We start from the raw sequence: 18,660 nt of genomic DNA on the forward strand, positions 1-18,660 counted from the left end.
TCACGATAGCTAAGGCTATCCTTCAAAAAATTGCCTTGTAACTGAATATCCTTATTGATTTTGACTTTGTGATTATAATCGAACTCAGGTTAATATTAAGTACAGCGAATTAAGAATTAAGAAATAAGAAGAGAGAAGTTTGGAACTCAGCATCTAAATTTGATTTCAAAACAAAAAACACCCCAACCCCTCCCCTCCGAGGGGGGAAATTTGATTGTAACTAAAAATATGATGTTGAATTCAAAACAAATTGTTTCCCCTAGAGGGAAATGCCGCAGGCAATGGGGTTTTGGAAAGTGAATTGGAACTTAAATTATGATTTTGATTTCAAAACAACACTCCCCTCCTTCGGAGAGCCTGTCCCGATACTTCCGGCTTCGAGAGGTAGGGGGAGGCTTCAGCTTCTGAGGGAAGCTTTTTTAACCCAAAAAATCACACATAAGACGCACTAGCACCAAGTTTAGAGCTAGGACTATTACTACAAAGCTTAAAAACAGACCTTTAAATTACAAAAACACAACATTCATCCAAAAAAAGCAACTTTAAGGTAAAATTTGTATTCATTTAGTCTGAATTAATTTCAAAAAAGTAACTAATTGCACTCTGGTATTTTCATAAATGAAATGATTCATTTTCAACTTACTTTTTGAGATGTACATTTAATTGTGAATTACTAAACAATCAAATAAGTAAAACCAAATTAAAATGGAAAAAACAATTTTACTTCTAGCGCTTGCCTTTCTAGGCTTAAACATCACTAACGCTCAAGTGGGCATTGGTACAACATCACCAGATGCCTCAGCGGCATTAGATTTGGAATCCACAGAAAAAGGCTTCTTGCCACCGCGGATAGATCCCGCACAGCGCGATGAAATAACAAGCCCGGCTAAAGGTCTAACGATTTATAATACCGATACTAATTGTCTGCAATTTTATACAGGGGCAACATGGTATAACACCTGTAATATTAACCTTGTTACACCATCAGTTTATAGTCCTAGCACAGGTCAAATCTGGATGGACCGCAACCTTGGTGCTAACCAAGTAGCTACTTCTCCCACTGATACCGATAGCTATAGCTATGGTAATCTTTACCAATGGGGGCGAGGAACAGACGGACATCAGCTAAGGTCTTTAGACTGTAGTAACGCTGCAGATTGTTTTGATGCAGGTGGTGATAACACTAACCTACCAGCAACGGCTGCAGATGTGACTAACGCAACTTGGAATGGTAAGTTTATCATTAATATGGAAAATGGAGTTTTAGATCCACGTGATTGGATTCAGGGCCCTTCTGATAATTCGCTTTGGCAAGGTGTTGACGGGATAAATAACCCCTGTCCTGCAGGTTATCGTGTACCTACTGTTGCAGAGTGGGAAGCAGAACTATTAACCTGGGCGGATAACAACGCATCTGAAGCTTTTGCCTCGCCGCTTAAATTGCCCACGGGAGGCTTTCGCAATAGAGCTGATGGCTCGCTAGTTTATGATGATACTGGCCGCTATTGGTCTAGTACAGCACCTTCAGGCTCAAATGCTTTCAGTGCTGGCTACCTTTTCTTCAGTAGCACCAATGCATTGACGAACAACTTCCCTCGTGCTCAAGGTTTCTCTGTACGTTGTTTACAAGAGTAGAAGCCCCTCCTAGCCTCCCCAAAGGGGAGGAATGAAAAATATGAACTGGAAAGTTAGAAAGCTGCTTAAGTTTAGTTACTTTCAAACTTGAAACTCTAGAAAGCTCCGGCTTAACCAACTCAAAAACCTTCTTCTTGCATTTATGGCAGGAGGGAGGTTTTTTTTGTGAAGTGGAAGGAATAAAGTATTAAGTATTAAGAAATTAGAAGAGAAAACTTTAGCATTTGAATTATGAATTTGATTTAAAAACATCAAGAACACCCCCCTGCCCCCCTTACTTCGATTATACTCAGCACAGGCCGAGGGGGGAAATTTGATTGGAACTAAAAATACGATGTTGAATTCAAAACAAATTGTTTCCCCCAGGGGGAAATGCCTTTAGGCAATGGGGGTTTGGGATGTGAATGGGAATTCAATACGTCAATCTAATTTCAAAAAAACAGAACAATAGATAGTGAAAACTTAAAAAATGCACCCTAGTTCATTCTTTTTTTTTAAAAAACCGACTTTTATTGAATTTATTACTACTTTTTTCATAAATAAAGCTAATGATATTAAGTACCTAGCCTTTAAAAGGTAAATTTTGTAGTAAAAATAATGATAGGATAACGCAAATAATATATTTTTGTACTTAATTTTGTTTTTCTGAAAAAATTTAATATTAATTTATCTACTTTTTATGTACTTAAAAAAAATGAACAACAAATACAGAATAATTGCAATTGCCTTATTTGTTATTTGTTCCGTCAATCAATCTTTTTCTCAAAATGAGTCTAAGTTTTTGGTTACTTCTGGTTTATCAATTATAGATGATAATTTTACAACCAACTACAATCCCGTTGATGTTTCTGAGCATTGGCATTTTGGTTATTATTTAGGAATGGAGTATGCTCTTTCTAAGGGTTTGTCATTTAGCTTGTCATATTCATTTAACGCTTATGAAGAAGGAAAACAAGTTGACGGAAGTTTATTGGAAGAGGATTCTGAATTCCATTTTATTAATTTAAAAATGGGTTATAGGTTTCAAGAGGTTTTAAACCTTAATCCAGCAATAGACCCCTTCGCTTTTATAGGTATTGGAAATATTAATTTGTACGACGAAGATAGGTTTGTGTTTAATTTAGGCTTGGGCTTAAGGTACTGGATTCCAATTACTATAGCTAGAAGGCTATACTCACGCAAGTTAGCTATTGAAGTTAGTTCGTCTGGAATTTTAAATTATGAAATTCCCGACTATGGAAGGCAAATTCAACACCAATTAGGAATCATTTATAGCATTAACTAATAATTTTTAAATCAATTATATTTATAAACAATCATATATCATGAAAAGAGTTATACTTCTATTTTTATTTGTTTTTATTCAGACTAATGTTTTTTTTGCACAGCAAATTAAAGGTCAGTTTTCAGCATTGCCTAATCAATCAATCAAACTTCAAGGTTTTGATAATTTTGATACTTATGTTATTGATAGTACTCAAACCGATGCTGCAGGTAACTTTACACTTCAATTTACACAGCAAGATTATGGTATGGGATTATTAGTACCAGAAAAAAACAAGTCTTTCATTACTGTATTAAGCAATGAAGATGTAAAATTAAAAGGCTCTACAACAGCAGCGCCTGAGTCTATCAAATTAACAGAAGGGACTCAAAATATAGCCTTTATTGATTATGTTAGTCAACAACCAAAACGCGATCAAGCTTTAAGTGCTTGGAGTTATTTGCAAAAAATGTATGCAACAGAGGACATATTTAGTGAAGAGAAATCGCCAAAAAAAGCCATTACTAAAGAGATTAAACGCATCCATAAAAGTGAAGCTTCTTTTCTTAAGGATTTGCCTGAAGAAAGTTATGTTAAATGGTATATTCCAACCCGAAAACTATTGGGTAGTGTAGCTCAAGTGGCTCAGTACAGAACGGAGGAAATTCCAGCTACTCGTGAAGCATTGCGCGAAATGAATTTTGCCGATGAACGCTTATATAAAAGCGGTCTTCTTAAAGAAGCTATTGAAAATCACATTTGGTTTATTGAAAATAGTAGCGGAAATTTAGATCAGGTATTTGCAGACTTGAATACTTCAGTTGACATTATTTTAGACCAACTCACCGAAGACAATGAAAAATTTAATCTTGTTGCTTCTAAAATGTTTGAAGTTCTAGAAGAACGCAGTTTGTTTACTTCCAGCGAATACCTGAGTAAAAAATTATTAGAAAGCGATGATTGTGGTTGCTTGAATATCGACTTAGAAAAGCGTTTACATAAATATGGTAAAATGGCTACCGGGGCAAAGGCTCAAGATATTACCTTTACTGAATATACATATTTTCCTGAAGGAGTATCAGCTACTAAAATGAGCGAACTAAAAGCCGATTATTACTTGGTTGTGTTTGCCGCTGGTTGGTGTCCTCATTGTACAGAAAGCCTTCCAAAAATAGCTAAGATGTATCCTGAGTTTAAAGAAAAAAATGTTGAAGTAATATTGGTTTCATTAGACGAAAATGCTAAAGATTTTGCTCAATTTGCAGCTCCTTTTCCTTTTATTAGTACTACAGATTACCAAAAATGGGATGGAAAAGCAGTAGCTGACTATCAAGTATTTGGAACCCCAAGTTATTTTATGCTTGACCAAGAACTTACTATTGTTAAGAAATTGAAGTCGGTAGATCATATCAAGTCATATATTGATTATAAAATAAAAGAATAATTACAGGTCATGTTCTATATTTTAAAAAAAATTATGCTGACTGTGTAATGATTACTTTTTTTAAATTTATGGATGTGCTACCTAACCATCAAATGACGCTATTTAGCTCTATTAACGACATCTAATAGTCAAATAGGTATAATAAATAAGCCCTCCTTAAAATTAAATTTCAAGGGGGGCTTTATTATAAAAATTACTTGTTTTCTCTTTCTTACAGTAGTGAGAAAAAGGGATATTCAAAACTATAACTTACAGTTCTTTAACTCCCATGTTGTAAAATGTAAATGCAAAGATATCTGCGTATTCTTCAATGATTTTTGAAGTTGGTTTTCCAGCCCCGTGGCCAGCATCTGTTTCAATTCTTATCAGCGTAGGATTATTTCCCGATTGTTTGCTTTGTAATTCGGCAGCAAACTTAAAACTATGTGCCGGTACTACGCGGTCGTCATGATCTCCAGTAGTTACTAATGTAGCGGGATATTTTTCGCCTTCTTCTACATTATGTAGTGGTGAATATCCTAACAGGTATTCAAACATTTCTTGATTGTCTTCAGAAGTACCATAATCGTATGCCCAACCAGCCCCTGAAGTGAAGGTGTGGTAACGCAACATATCTAAAACACCAACGGCAGGAAGTGCTACTTGAAATAAATCTGGACGTTGCGTCATACAAGCGCCAACAAGAAGCCCTCCGTTAGAGCCTCCACGAATGGCTAATTTTTTTGAAGAGGTGTAATTTTCTTCAATCAGAAATTCAGCAGCAGCTATAAAATCATCAAATACATTTTGTTTTTGAAGTTTGGTCCCAGCTTTATGCCATTCTTTTCCATATTCACCACCTCCACGAAGATTAGCTACAGCATATACTCCTCCGTTTTCTAACCAAACGGTGTTTGCTGTGCTAAATGAAGGTGTAAGTGGAATGTTAAAACCGCCGTAACCGTAAAGCATAGTTGGATTATTTCCGTTGAGTTCAATTCCTTTTTTATGTGTAATAATCATAGGAACTTTAGTGCCGTCTTTAGAGGTATAAAACACTTGTTTGCTCTCAAAATCTTCAGGATTGAAATCAATTTCTGGACTAACGTATAATTCAGATTTACCTTCTTCAATAGCGTATTTGTAAATACTTCCTGGTGTGGTATAATTCGTAAACGAATAATACAAGTGGTCTTCCTCTTTTTTAGCTCCAAACCCACTAGCCGTTCCAACACCGGGGAGTTCAATAGCTCTTACAAGTTCACCTTGGTAATCGTATTGTTTTACCTGAGTAATGGCATCCACCATATAAGAAGCAAAGAAATACCCGCCTCCAGTTGATGGAGAAAGTACATTTTCAGTTTCTGGAATAAAATCCTCCCAATTATCGGGCGTTGGATTTTTAGCATCAACGGTAACCACGCGTTTGTTAGGTGCATTTAAGTTGGTGACCATAAAAAGTTTACTGCCTTCATTTTCAATTACCGACACATCATTGTCGTAATGGTCAATCACTGAAATTAAATCACCATCTTTTTCTAAATCTTTAATAAACAAGCGATTTCCAGAAGTAGCTACTGAAGCCGAAATGACTAAATACCTGTCATCTTCAGTTACATAGCCACCAACATAACGGTGTTTTTCTTCTTCAGTACCACCAAAAACAACTTGATCTTCTGTTTGAGGAGTTCCAAGTTTATGGTAGTACAATTTATGTTGATCGGTTTTTGCTGAAAGCTCACTTCCCTCAGGTTTGTCATAGCTTGAGTAGTAAAATCCTTGATTTTTATACCAAGAAACTCCGCTAAACTTCACATCTACAAGCGTATCTTCAATTTGCTCTTTAGTTTCAGTATTCAGGAGAATGATTTTTCGCCAATCGCTTCCACCTTCAGAAATGGAATAAGCTAGGATTTCTCCATCTTCGGTAAAACTTGCCCCTGCTAACGAGGTGGTTCCTTCTTCGCTAAATTGGTTGGGGTCTAGGAAAACTTCAGCGTTTTCAGGATCTTCGCTAGTTTTGTAACGGTACATCACCGATTGATTTTGCAATCCGTCATTTTTGTAGAAATAAGTGTAATCACCTCGAACAAATGGAGCACCAATTTTTTCATAATTCCATATTTCGGTCAGTCTTTCTTCTATGCTTTTTCGATAAGGAATTTCCTTCAGGTAACCAAAGGTAACTTCATTTTGAGCTTTGACCCAAGCTTCTGTTTCTTCGCTTCGGTCGTCTTCTAACCAGCGATAAGGATCATTGATTTCGCGGTCAAAATAAGTGTCTTTGGTATCGTCTTTTCTGGTTTCTGGATATTGAATAGAACTCACTTCATCAGGTTTTTCTTTCTCCTCTTGGCAAGAAATCAGTGTTCCAGCAAGAAGAATAGGTAAAATTATTTTTCTCATAGTTATTGTATTTTGTTAGTAAAGGTAGATAAATTGTTCAAAATTTAAAAACTTTACAAGGCGAAGTCGGTAGTTATTTTTTCAATATTAGTTTAAGCATTAGCAAGGAGGCATTTAATCTTCCTTAGGAAAAGCTTTTTTATTAAACAGAATTAGTAAAGCAAAACCAAGGCTTATAGCAGAATCGGCAATATTAAACACAGGTTCAAAAAAGACAAAACGCTCGCCTCCCCAAATGGGCATCCATTCGGGTAAAATGCCATCGTAAAGAGGGAAGTATAACATATCAACCACATTTCCTTTTAGCCAATGGCCATAATTGTCTTCCGCAAACAAACTAGCTACTTGGCTCATACTATGATCAAAAATAACTCCGTAAAATACAGAATCTAATATATTACCTAAAGCTCCAGCAAAGATTAGACTTACACTTAAAATAAGAACTTTTGGCGCATTATCTTGAATGCTTTTCCATAGCCAATAACCAATACCCACAATGGCAAAAAGGCGAAAAGTAGTTAAAATAATTTTACCATAATCACCGGGTATTTTAGCGCCCCAAGCCATGCCTTCGTTTTCTACAAATAAAATACGAAACCAACTAAAGACTTCTACTTGTTCTCCCAACATGAAGTTGGTTTTGATATAAATTTTAGAAATTTGATCAATTAGTAAAATCAAGACAATGAGTAAACTTGCTTTTTTTAAGCTCATAATTTTTGAATGATTGGCAAAAGTAAAATATTTAATTGAAACTTACCACTTTAATATCACCTTCAATAGATTGGAGTTGAATTAAATTTTTAGGATAATAAAAATCATCTACTTCAACTTCTCCTTTTCTTGATGTAGCTTCTACTTTTGCATCTTGGGTACTTAAATTAATATGACCTCGGTAAGTAGAAATCTTAGCTTTACCTGTGAATGGTTTTAAATCAATGTCACCATATTTTAAATCGGCTGTAAACGAATAAAATTTACCGCTTACTTCTACAAAACCAACATTAGACTCTAGGTATAATTGGGTGTTTTCTGGAACTTTTATTTCAACTTCAAAAACCAAGACTTTATGTGAGCTCAATTTGTCAAAGCCACTACTTAATAGTTTAGGGTAAGTGGTAAATAGGCGGAGTTCTTCCTCGTTTTGCTCATAATCTAAGCGCATTTGATTTTCATAAACACCTTCCGATTTACTTTTAACTTCAATATAGTCTATGGCTTTATCAGCAGTAATTTTAATGATAAAACACTCATCTAAATTTAAATCAATTTTCATTCCTTCAGTATAAGGCAATTGAAAGGAAGCAGTTTCTTGAGCGTTATTTTTTGTGAAATATAAAAATGTACTAAAGCAAATAAAATAAAGTTTTAAAAAATTTACCATGTTCAGAATTACGAAATATGAAGTTTAATTAGGAAATAGAAAAACATAATTTATTTTCCAAAATCTTCCTTATTTGTCAAAGTTACAAATAATTATAATGATTTTCAGTTTCGTTTGAGAATTACCGAAGATGTAAATCTAAGCGTATTCATTTTTATATTTGACGGTAAAGGAAATAGTGGGTTTTTCCCTATATTTTCAAGAGTAAATCTAGGTTATAATTTTTAATTTTTTTTTCCAAAATCTCTTGCAATTTTATCAACTATAGTTTGCGCTAATTTCTGTTTACTTTCAACAGTCCAGCCACCAATATGAGGAGATAATAGCACATTTTTAGCTCGAATTAAATAATTGAATTCGGGAGGGATTTCGCCTTCAAATAAACTTTCAAAAGAAGATTTTTCGTATTCTAAAACATCTAATCCAGCGCCTAAGATTTTCCCAGATTTTAGCCCCGCTACCAAGTCTTTGGTAACAACCGATTTTCCCCTAGCGGTATTAATCAACCAAAATGGTTTGGCAAAAGCTTCAATCATTTGCTGGTCAATTAAATGAATAGTACTGCTGGTTAATGGCGTATGTAAACTAAGTATATCCGCTTTTTGTTGAAGCTCCTTTAGACTAACGGCCTTGGCATATTCATTAGCGGGTAAATTTTGAATATCGTAAAAAATCACTTCGCAATCAAAACCTAATAGTTTTTTGGCAAAAGCTTTTCCCATATTCCCGTAGCCAATTATACCTATACATTTTCCTTCAATTTCTACTCCTCGGTTTTCTTCTCTCTTCCAAATTCCTTCGCAAACTTCTTGGTGCGCCGTATGAAGTTTATTCATTAATGAAAGTAACATACCAAGAGCGTGTTCGCCCACAGCATTTCGATTTCCTTCAGGTGCATTGTAGAGTTTTATTCCTCTTTTTTTTGCTTCTTTTTCGTCAATATTCTCCAGCCCTGCACCCACGCGACCAATAAACTTGAGGTTTTTAGCTTCTTGAAGAAATTCAGCATCAATAGGAAACCGACTTCTAATTACAATTCCGTCGTAGTGATTAATCTTCTTCATGATTTCCGCTTTTGATGAAATACAATCTTCATCATTTTGAAAACCTAAACGTTCAAGTTCGCTGATTAAAATTTCGTGATTGGGGTCCAGGTGTAAAATTTTCATCAGTCTTCAAAAAAGGGGGTTACTACTTCGCTAAAAATAGAGGCAGGTTTTTGCTTCTCTTGGTCAATAAAACACCAATTAGTCTCAGAATAAGCTACTACTTTTTGATCGGATATCCGTTTCATTTCTACCGCTCTTAAGGACTTAAACTTTCCATGACTTTTAATCCACGTACTTATTTCAAGTTCGTCACCTAAAAAGGCTGGACTTTTGTAATACATGTGATGCTCTAAAACTACCCAAGCATATTGATCTATGATTTCTTTATAAGCAATTTCTTTCCAATGTTCTTCCGCAATTTCCATCACCCATTTCATGTAAGTCAAATTATTTACATGATTGAGCGTATCTATGTGCTCAGGTTGAACTTGAATGGTTTTGGAATACTTTATAGCGTTCATTTTTGGTTCAAAGTTAGGCGATTTAATTCAAGTTTTAGTTAGCTAAAGGCATAAAGATTTTAAATTGACTTTTATAAAAAGTTAAGCTTCTTCTTCAACATCAAGTTTTTTGTTTTTATTTTTCAAAAAGCCAAACATAATTACATCGTAAAGGAAATGGGCAGTCATTGCAGCATAAATGCCAAAGTACTCCATTAAATAGCCAAAACCAGCAGCTACAAAAATCAAGTAAACACCGTATAAACTTCGAGGCAGATTTTTTGGCGTGATGTAGCCGTGCAGTAATACAAAAATAATGGCGGTAGGCCAAATACCTAGAAAAGGTTGAATGGCTCCTCGAAACAAAATTTCCTCACCTACACCGGCACAAAATGAATAAAAAAGCACGTCGGCCCAGCTTAAATCTAGGTCTTTAAAAAGCTTTCCAAAAAAGCGATTGACTTCATTAAAAATAGGGGCTTTTAAGATGCTTAAACCTAAAAAACCCGTGAGCAAACCTGCTAAAACTCCGTAAATAGTACTAGTAAAAGGTTGGGCTATGTCAAAAATTTCATCGTAGTTATAGGTATCGCTAAATCCTAAAATAATATAAGCTATAAAACTGAATCCAAATAAGGTAAATATGGATAGTAATAAAAGCGATTTTTTATTGAGTTGATTTCCTTGCATGCAACAAAATTACAAACTAATGGCTAAACTTTTCAGCAAAAAAATAGTAATTTCACTGCTTTAAATGAAGTTTGTTGCAACTGTTGTTTGAAAATTATTCAATTTATTTCTTTCATTATTGATTTTCAGACAACTATTGGTTTTATCAATTCTAATTTATATAAAAAAAGTATGGAAAGCTCCTTAGATTTTAAAATATACGATGCTTCAGCTGGAGCAGGAAAGACTTTTACCTTAGCGGTAGATTACTTAAGCTTACTTTTGAAAGCGGAAGATCATTTTGCTTTTCAGAAGATTTTAGCCATCACTTTTACCAATAAAGCCGTGGGTGAAATGAAAACGAGAATTTTATCTTATTTAGTTGATTTTTCGAAGGGAAAAATGGAAGGTGATAACCGTGATTTTTTTCTTCAAGTGAAAGCAAAAACGGAATTGTTAAAGGAGGAAATTCAAAAGAAATCAAAGCTAATTGTACGTCAGATTTTAAATAATTACGGGGGGTTTGAAATCTCTACCATTGATGCTTTTACTCACAGAATTATTCGAACTTTTGCTAAGGATTTAGGGCTGACTACCAATTTTGAAATTGAATTAAATACCTTAGAATTACTTGCTGAAGCTGTTGATCGATTAATTGACCAAGCCGGCGAGGAAAGCGAGTTAACTCAGGTGTTAGTAGATTTTGTGATTGAGAAAACCAATGAAGATAAAAGTGGCGACATTAGCAGAGATGTATTAGCTATTTCTACAATTCTATTGAATGAAAATCATATTCACCAAGTCAAGACACTAGCTAAATTTAAGCTTTCTTCTTTTAAAGCCACGCAGCTTGCCTTGCAAAAAAACAGCAAAACTGCTCAAACTTCTATTCGAGAAAACGCCCAGTCTTTTTTTGATGCTTTGAAAACTAACGGCTTAGAAGAAACCCATTTTATAAGACAAAGCATTCCTAAGTTTTTCCGAAATATACAAACAAATAAAACCGTAAAATTTGATGCTAAATGGCAAGAACATATTGAAGAGGGAGGCTATTATAAAAAGTCTGAAGACGAATTTATTAAGGCGAAAATAGACCAACTTACTCCGCAGATTGTAGCTTGGTTTTATGCTTGTAAAGAGGCTTATTATAAATTGACTTTTTATCAGGCTGTGGGTAAAAATTTAACTCAATTAGCGCTGCTTAATCAAGTGCAACATCAGCTTAATCAAATCAAAAAAGATAAGAATTTACTACTGATTTCTGATTTCAACCAGAAGATTAGTCAGCAGATTAAAAATCAACCTACACCCTTTATTTATGAACGTTTAGGCGATCGGTTTCAGCATTATTTTATCGATGAGTTTCAGGATACATCTATCATGCAATGGGAGAATATTCAACCTTTGGCGGTAGATGCTATGCAGGGAGTTTTTGCCAACGGAAACCCTGGAAGTCTTACCTTAGTTGGTGATGCCAAACAATCCATTTACGCTTGGCGAGGTGGGGAGGCACAACAATTTATAGACCTCACTCGGCAAAAAAACAAAAACCTTCCGGCAAAAGTAATTCCTTTGGCTTATAACTTTAGGAGTGAAAAAGAAATCATTGACTTCAACAATCAATTTTTTGAGTTTGTAAGTAAAGCATCCGACTTTGAATTAGTAAAAGAATTGTTTTCTGACGCACATCAGAAGCAAGTAGAAGACACCAAAAAAAACAAAGGATATGTAGAAATTTCCTTTCTTGAGGCGGCCAACGTAGAAGAAAAAAATGAAGTTCATCCTGAAAAAGTAACTCAAATTATTCGCCAGCGAATAGCTGATTCAGCGGCCACTTATGGCGATTTCTGTATTTTGGTTCGCAGTAAAAAAGACGGGGTTGTGCTTGCCGAATATTTAACTGCACAAGAAATTCCTATCATTTCTTCTGAAACGTTGTTGATCCAAAATAATCCCGAAGTACAATTTCTTGAAGCTTTGATGCAGCACTGTTTGCAACCCGATGATGCGGAATGGAAATATAAAGTTTTAATTTATTTATACAGAAAATTTGAACAACCACCTCAATTTGAAAATTTAATTATTGATTTACATCAAAAAAGTTTCAGTAGTATTATAACGAATTTTGAAATTCAGTTTTCACTCACTAAATTTGAATCGCTTCCCGTATATGATGCTATTGAATACGCTATTCAGTCGTTTCAACTTCATCAAGAAAGCTCAGCACACTTGCTTTTCTTCCTCGATGAAATTTTTCAGTTTAGCCAAAAAAATCAATCGGATATAGGTAGTTTTATTAGGTTTTGGGGAAATCAAAAAGAAAGCAAAAGCATTAGTGCTCCAGCGGGAGAAAATGCAGTGCAAATCATGACCATTCACAAAAGTAAAGGCTTGCAGTTTCCAATAGTAATTTTACCTTATTTAGATCAAAGTATAGGCGATTTGAGCAAGGACAAGTTTTGGGTGCCCTTAGAAAATTATCCAATTCCACTAGCTTTAATTAATGGCAGTGATGAATTAGAAAATTATTTACCTGCATCAATTCAACCTTTGTTTGACGTTTGGAAAGGCAAAAAAACCTTAGAAGACTTAAACGTTTTGTACGTTGCTTTAACTCGTGCGGCTAAAGAAATGTATTTGCTTTCTTCTTACAAGACTTCAAAAAACGGCATGTCTTTTGGCAAAAATGCATACGCTTCGTTTATTCAGCAGTTTCTTGTTAAGCTTGAAGTTTTTCAGGAGGAAAAATTAACGTATTCGTTTGGAACACCCTTTAATTTTCAAAAATTAAACTCAGCAACTCAAAAGTCAAGTCAGAAAAATGATTTCATGTTTACTTCTAGAAGCATAAGACAAGATTTGCACTTTGCAGGGCAAGGCGTAAATTTATGGCAAGATGAAAGAAATCAAGCCCTTGAAGAAGGTAATATTATTCATTGGATTTTATCAAAAACACTTTATGCTAAAGATGTTACTAAAGCTATAGACCTAGCTTTACGTCAGGGAATAATTACAGAAGAAAAGCGAATTCATTACAGCTCAAACTTAGCAACTATTATTCAGCATCCATTACTCAAAGCTTATTTTGAAGGGCATTGGGAAATAAAAAATGAACAAGATATAGCTTTTGAAGGAAAAATATATCGTCCAGACCGTTTGTGTTTGCAAGCTAATAATGCGGTAATTATTGATTATAAAACAGGCGAACAAAATTTGAAGCATCACGAACAAGTGAAGTTTTATCAAACTATTCTTGAAGCTTTAGGGTATAAGGTGCAAAACTTGCTTTTGGTTTACATAAAAGCAACAAAGCTTGAGGTGATTGAGGTTAAATAGGTATAAAAATAAAAGTTTTTAGTTGCTCTCTTCCGCTTCAAATAATTCAAGAAAATGCTTCTTTAGTTTTTGTTTTACTTCTTGAAGAGGAATTTCTTTCTTTCCTAATTCAACATTTAGTGAAGTAACCGCTTTGTCTTTAATTCCACAGGGAACGATGTGATCAAAATAACCCAAGTCGGCATTTACATTAAGCGCAAATCCGTGCATAGTAACCCAACGAGAAGCTCTTACGCCCATGGCACAAATTTTTCTTGCAAAAGGCGTCCCAACATCAAGCCAAACTCCCGTTTCGCCTTTACTTTGTTCTGCGTTAAGCCCATATTCTTTTAAGGTAAGTATGACCATTTCTTCCAACAGGCGTAGGTATTTATGAATATCGGTAAAAAAGTTTTCTAAATCTATAATAGGGTAGCCCACAATTTGTCCAGGACCGTGATAGGTAATATCACCCCCTCGATTAATTTTATAAAAAACGGCTTTTTTTTCTTTCAACTGACTTTCATCAAGCAGTAAATTAGATAAATCGCCACTTTTACCTAAGGTATAAACGTGAGGATGTTCTACAAAAAGAAAATGATTAGGTGTAGAGAGATTTAAGCTTTCTCTTCGATTTCTGATTTTTAAATTCAGAATTTCTTCAAAGAGTGATTCTTGAAAATCCCAAGTTTCTTTGTAATCTTTTTGCCCTAAATCAGCTACTTTTATTTCTTTATTCATAAGTAGCAAAGTTAAACAATTTGCCTGCTTTAATTAGAGGTGTTGAGGTTTTTTTGAATATTTGATGTAGGAGTGGGGTATTATTAATACCTTAATTATTTGATTTTTAATTTACATTCAAGCTACTTTAACCATTAAATGATACTAGATAGTTCATTTATATTTCATACATTTTCTTGTTTTCAATTTCGTTCTTTTTTATTTTTCAAATTTATATTAATGTCTTTACAAGTAAGATTTGGCTTCTTGCAAAGCTTGATTAATTCCTTGTGGATTTTTACCACCAGCAGTAGCAAAAAACGCTTGACCGCCGCCACCACCTTGAATAAATTTTCCTAATTCTCTTACTACTTGACCAGCGTTAAGCCCTTGCTTTTCTGCAAGTTTTTTGTCGATAAAGCAGGTTAGTAGGGCTTTACCGTTGACTTCTGCACCTAAAATAATGAACACTTGGTCAACTTCGCCTCCTAATTGAAAAGCTAAATCTTTCATTCCGTTGGCATCTAAATCTACTTTTTCTGCTAAGAAATTGACGCCATTAATCGGCTGAAATTGTTTTTTTAAATCGGCTTTTAGGTTTTTAGCCTGGGCTCTTTTTAACCCTTCTATTTCTTTTTTTAGCAAGGTGTTTTCGTCTTGTAGATTTCCTAGTGCTTTGATGGGGTCTTGAGCATTATTGAGTAAGGTTTTTACTTCATCAAAAGCGGTGGCTTTTTGAGTTAAGTAATTTTTTGCTTCGTCTTTTGTAATGGCCTCAATTCTTCTAATTCCAGCGGCAACAGAAGTTTCTTGAGTGATGGTGAAATGCCAAATTTCGGAGGTGTTTTGTACATGAGTACCTCCGCATAATTCCATAGATTCACCAAATTTTACAGTCCTTACGGCATCGCCATATTTTTCTCCAAATAAAGCTATAGCTCCAGCTTCTAGGGCTTTTTTGTAAGGAATATTCCGGTTTTCTTCAAAAGGAATACTATCTTGAATCCGGGCATTTACAAAATTTTCTATCTGTTGCAATTCGTCATCGGTGAGTTTGCTGAAATGCGAAAAGTCAAACCGAAGATAAGCACTTCTAACCAAGGAACCTTTTTGTTCAACGTGGGTTCCTAAAAGGCTTCTTAAGGCTTGGTGAAGTAGGTGAGTAGCGGTGTGATTACAAGCCGTTCTTTGTCGTTGTTTGGTATCTACAAAAGCTTGAAAAACTCCTTCTAATTGTTTAGGCAATTGTTTGGTAAAGTGAACAATGAGGTTGTTTTCTTTTTTAGTATCAACGATGTAAATTGTATCTCCGTTAGGTGATTTCAAATAGCCTTTATCGCCTACTTGGCCTCCTCCTTCTGGGTAAAAAGGGGTTAAATTGAATACCAACTGATACATTTCACCCTCTTTTTTACTGGTTATTTTTCGGTACTTAACCAGCTTTACTTCTGCATCTAAATAATCGTAACCAATAAATTCTTCTTCATCGTCTTCTCGTAAAATGACCCAATCACTCGTAGTTGAAGCGGCCGCGTCCTTAGAACGATTTTTTTGTTGCTGCAAAGCTTTTTTGAATTCTTCTTCATCTAGTTGATAGCCTTTTTCTTCTAAAATTAAAGAAGTTAAATCAATGGGGAATCCATAAGTATCGTAGAGTTCAAATGCTTTTGTTCCAGCAAGTGTTTTTCCTTTACTTTGGGCTATCATTTGATCAAGTAATGATAGTCCTTGTGCTAAGGTTCTTAAAAATGAAATTTCTTCCTCTTGTATAACATTTTCGCATAAATGTTGTTGTTTTTTAATTTCAGGAAAAGCTTCCCCTAGTTCAATTACTAATGTTTTTACCAGTTTATAAATAAATGCTTCATTCGTGTTGAGGAAGGTAAAACCGTAGCGAATAGCTCTTCGTAAAATTCTTCTAATCACATAACCTGCTCCGGTATTGCTAGGAAGTTGACCGTCTGCAATAGCAAAAGCTACCGCCCTTACATGGTCGGCAATCACACGAATAGCAATGTTCGTTGCTTCATCTTTTCCGTAGGTAAATCCTGTAATGGTTTCAATTTCAGCAATTATTGGTGTAAAAACATCGGTATCGTAATTGGATTGAACACCTTGCATAACCATGCTTAAGCGTTCAAAGCCCATACCTGTGTCAATGTGTTTGGCAGGTAATTCTTGAAGTTTACCGCTGGCCAAACGGTTAAATTGAATGAAAACTAAATTCCAAATCTCTACAACTTGCGGGTGGTCTTGATTAATCAAGTCTTTTCCAGGAACCTTTGCTTTTTCTTCATCAGAGCGAATATCTACATGAATTTCTGAAGCTGGACCACATGGCCCTTGGTCACCCATTTCCCAAAAGTTATCTTTTTTATTGCCTAATAAAATCCTTTTTTCATCTATGATTTCTTTCCAAATTTCAAAAGCTTCTTGGTCTTTTTCCAAGCCATCTTCTTTGTGGCCTTCAAAAATAGTAACATACAAGTGGTTTGGATTGATTTTTAATTCTTTGGTTAGAAATTCCCAAGCCCATTCTATGGCTTCTTTTTTAAAATAATCTCCTATACTCCAATTCCCTAACATTTCAAACATGGTATGGTGGTAGGTGTCTTTGCCAACTTCTTCTAAATCGTTGTGTTTTCCGCTAACGCGAAGGCATTTTTGGGTATCAGCAATGCGTGTATGTTTAGGAATTGAGTTGCCTAAGAAGTATTCCTTAAATTGATTCATGCCTGCATTGGTAAACATCAATGAGGGGTCATCTTTTAAGACAATAGGGGCAGAAGCTACGATGGTATGCGATTTATTTTTGTAAAAATCTAAAAATCGCTGGCGAATTTCTTTTGATTTCATGTTCAAAATTTATGAGTTTGCAAACATAAAAAGCTAGATTAAAAAACAATCTTTATCTTTGCTTTTTTGTGCGCTAAAAATTAATTTAAATTCAGTGGCAAAAATACACAAAATAAACTATGAGTAAGGTAAAATATTATTACGATACAGAAACACTTTCTTACCGAAAGATTGAACCTAAAAAAGGGAAAGCTTTTGGTATAGTTATTTTGTATGTATTAAGTGTTATGTTAGTTTCAGTGGCTTTATTAATTACTTACTTGAGTATTCCAGATTTAGAAACGCCTAAGGAAAAAGCCTACAAACGAGAATTACAACACATGGAGTTGCAGTTTGAATCTTTAAACAGAAAAATGAACCAGGTAACTGAAGTGCTTCATAACTTAGAAGATCGAGACGATAATATTTACCGCGTTTATTTTGGAGCAAATCCAATTTCTAAAGAACAAAGAAAAGCAGGTTTTGGAGGGGTAAACCGCTACCAATCTTTAGAAGGCTATAACAATTCTGCCTTGATTATTGAAAGCGCTAAGCGAATGGATGAATTAACAAAACGCATTGTTGTTCACTCAAAATCTTTGGATGAAATCTATGAAATGGCGAAGAATAAAGAAGATAAATTAGCTAGTATTCCTGCGGTACAACCTGTAAAAAATGAAGAATTAACTCGAATGGCTTCGGGGTATGGAATGCGAATACACCCCATTTATGGTCACCGAAGAATGCACAATGGAATGGATTTTTCTGCTCCCGTAGGAACTCTGGTTTATGCTACTGGAAATGCAAAAGTGAAACAGGCTAAAACTTCGGGTGCTTTTGGAAAATTGATCATTTTGGATCACGGTTATGGAATAGAAACTTATTACGCGCATCTAGACGGTTTTAACGTAAGAGCAGGTCAGGAAGTAGTTCGGGGTGAGCATATAGGTTATGTAGGAGATACGGGAAGGTCAACTGCACCGCATTTGCATTATGAAGTTAGAAGAAACGGGCATGCAGTAAATCCGATTAATTATTACTACAATGATTTAACCTCAGAAGAATATGATTTGATGATGAATAGAGCCTTGCAAGAAAATCAATCGCTAGACTAATGATGAACACCTTAGAAGGAAAACTTTACTACAGTATTGGAGAAGTGGCAGAAGCCTTTAACGTAAATACGTCGTTAATTCGTTTTTGGGAAAAAGAATTTGATCAAATTCAACCTAGAAAAAACGCAAAAGGCAACCGAAAGTTTTCTAATGAAGATGTGAAGACCCTTGAATTGATCTTTCATTTGGTAAAAGAACGTGGGTTTACTTTGGAAGGGGCCAAAATTCACTTAAAAGAAGAGAAAAAAGAAACCCTTAGTAAATTTGAAATAATAAGTAAACTCAAAAAAATTAAACGTGAATTATTAGAAATCAAACAAAGCTTAGATTATAATTAAAAGTAAA

The 18,660-nt window shown here is 34.8% G+C and carries 14 protein-coding genes; 6 read left to right on the top strand and 8 right to left on the bottom strand.

What is annotated here, in order from left to right:
* Positions 1-768 precede the first annotated feature (768 nt).
* The 3 genes from G7034_RS08195 to G7034_RS08205 all read left to right on the top strand — a co-directional run bounded on the left by G7034_RS08195 (position 769) and on the right by G7034_RS08205 (position 4,343).
* Positions 769-1,635: a fibrobacter succinogenes major paralogous domain-containing protein gene (locus tag G7034_RS08195; RefSeq protein ID WP_166400483.1), complete on the top strand. Its 867-nt coding sequence runs from the start codon at positions 769-771 to the stop codon at positions 1,633-1,635.
* Positions 1,636-2,329: 694 nt separating this feature from the next.
* Positions 2,330-2,920 (top strand): outer membrane beta-barrel protein, encoded by a 591-nt coding sequence (locus tag G7034_RS08200; protein ID WP_166400484.1) that lies wholly within the window; start codon positions 2,330-2,332, stop codon positions 2,918-2,920.
* Positions 2,921-2,960: 40 nt separating this feature from the next.
* The gene (locus G7034_RS08205; protein WP_166400485.1) at positions 2,961-4,343 is read left to right on the top strand and encodes a peroxiredoxin family protein; all 1,383 of its coding nucleotides are present in this window, start codon (positions 2,961-2,963) and stop codon (positions 4,341-4,343) included.
* Positions 4,344-4,592: 249 nt separating this feature from the next.
* Here G7034_RS08205 and G7034_RS08210 read toward each other — a convergent pair whose 3' ends face one another.
* The 6 genes from G7034_RS08210 to G7034_RS08235 all read right to left on the bottom strand — a co-directional run bounded on the left by G7034_RS08210 (position 4,593) and on the right by G7034_RS08235 (position 10,351).
* A complete protein-coding gene (locus G7034_RS08210; RefSeq protein WP_166400486.1) occupies positions 4,593-6,728 on the bottom strand; it encodes a prolyl oligopeptidase family serine peptidase in 2,136 nt (711 codons plus the stop codon).
* 114 nt (positions 6,729-6,842) lie between these two features.
* Entirely contained in the window at positions 6,843-7,442 is a 600-nt protein-coding gene (locus G7034_RS08215) for a lipoprotein signal peptidase (protein ID WP_166400487.1), read from the bottom strand.
* 31 nt (positions 7,443-7,473) lie between these two features.
* Entirely contained in the window at positions 7,474-8,004 is a 531-nt protein-coding gene (locus G7034_RS08220; RefSeq protein ID WP_166400488.1) for a DUF4097 family beta strand repeat-containing protein, read from the bottom strand.
* 332 nt (positions 8,005-8,336) lie between these two features.
* Complete coding sequence (locus G7034_RS08225; RefSeq protein ID WP_166400489.1) at positions 8,337-9,281, bottom strand: 2-hydroxyacid dehydrogenase; 945 nt, start codon at positions 9,279-9,281, stop codon at positions 8,337-8,339.
* The gene (locus G7034_RS08230) at positions 9,281-9,682 is read right to left on the bottom strand and encodes an acyl-CoA thioesterase (RefSeq protein WP_166400490.1); all 402 of its coding nucleotides are present in this window, start codon (positions 9,680-9,682) and stop codon (positions 9,281-9,283) included. The genes G7034_RS08225 and G7034_RS08230 overlap by 1 nt, the downstream gene beginning before the upstream one ends.
* A gap of 81 nt (positions 9,683-9,763) precedes the next feature.
* Entirely contained in the window at positions 9,764-10,351 is a 588-nt protein-coding gene (locus tag G7034_RS08235; RefSeq protein ID WP_166400491.1) for a CPBP family intramembrane glutamic endopeptidase, read from the bottom strand.
* Positions 10,352-10,522: 171 nt separating this feature from the next.
* Between G7034_RS08235 and G7034_RS08240 the strand changes: the two genes are divergently transcribed.
* On the top strand, positions 10,523-13,666 hold the full coding sequence (locus G7034_RS08240) for a UvrD-helicase domain-containing protein (protein WP_166400492.1): 3,144 nt from the start codon (positions 10,523-10,525) through the stop codon (positions 13,664-13,666).
* Positions 13,667-13,684: 18 nt separating this feature from the next.
* On the opposite strand, the gene lipB is transcribed toward G7034_RS08240, so the two are convergent.
* Together lipB and alaS are read right to left on the bottom strand one after the other, a co-directional pair.
* Entirely contained in the window at positions 13,685-14,386 is a 702-nt protein-coding gene (gene lipB / locus G7034_RS08245) for a lipoyl(octanoyl) transferase LipB (RefSeq protein WP_166400493.1), read from the bottom strand.
* 225 nt (positions 14,387-14,611) lie between these two features.
* Positions 14,612-17,221, bottom strand: a complete 2,610-nt coding sequence (alaS, locus tag G7034_RS08250) for an alanine--tRNA ligase (protein WP_166400494.1) — start codon at positions 17,219-17,221, stop codon at positions 14,612-14,614.
* A gap of 119 nt (positions 17,222-17,340) precedes the next feature.
* On the opposite strand from alaS, the gene G7034_RS08255 reads away from it, so the two are divergent.
* Positions 17,341-18,315, top strand: a complete 975-nt coding sequence (locus tag G7034_RS08255) for a M23 family metallopeptidase (RefSeq protein ID WP_166400495.1) — start codon at positions 17,341-17,343, stop codon at positions 18,313-18,315.
* The gene (locus G7034_RS08260) at positions 18,315-18,653 is read left to right on the top strand and encodes a MerR family transcriptional regulator (protein WP_166400496.1); all 339 of its coding nucleotides are present in this window, start codon (positions 18,315-18,317) and stop codon (positions 18,651-18,653) included. The genes G7034_RS08255 and G7034_RS08260 overlap by 1 nt, the downstream gene beginning before the upstream one ends.
* Positions 18,654-18,660: the final 7 nt, after the last annotated feature.

It is taken from the genome of Psychroflexus maritimus (assembly GCF_011089875.1).
In the GTDB taxonomy this organism is placed as follows: domain Bacteria; phylum Bacteroidota; class Bacteroidia; order Flavobacteriales; family Flavobacteriaceae; genus Psychroflexus; species Psychroflexus maritimus.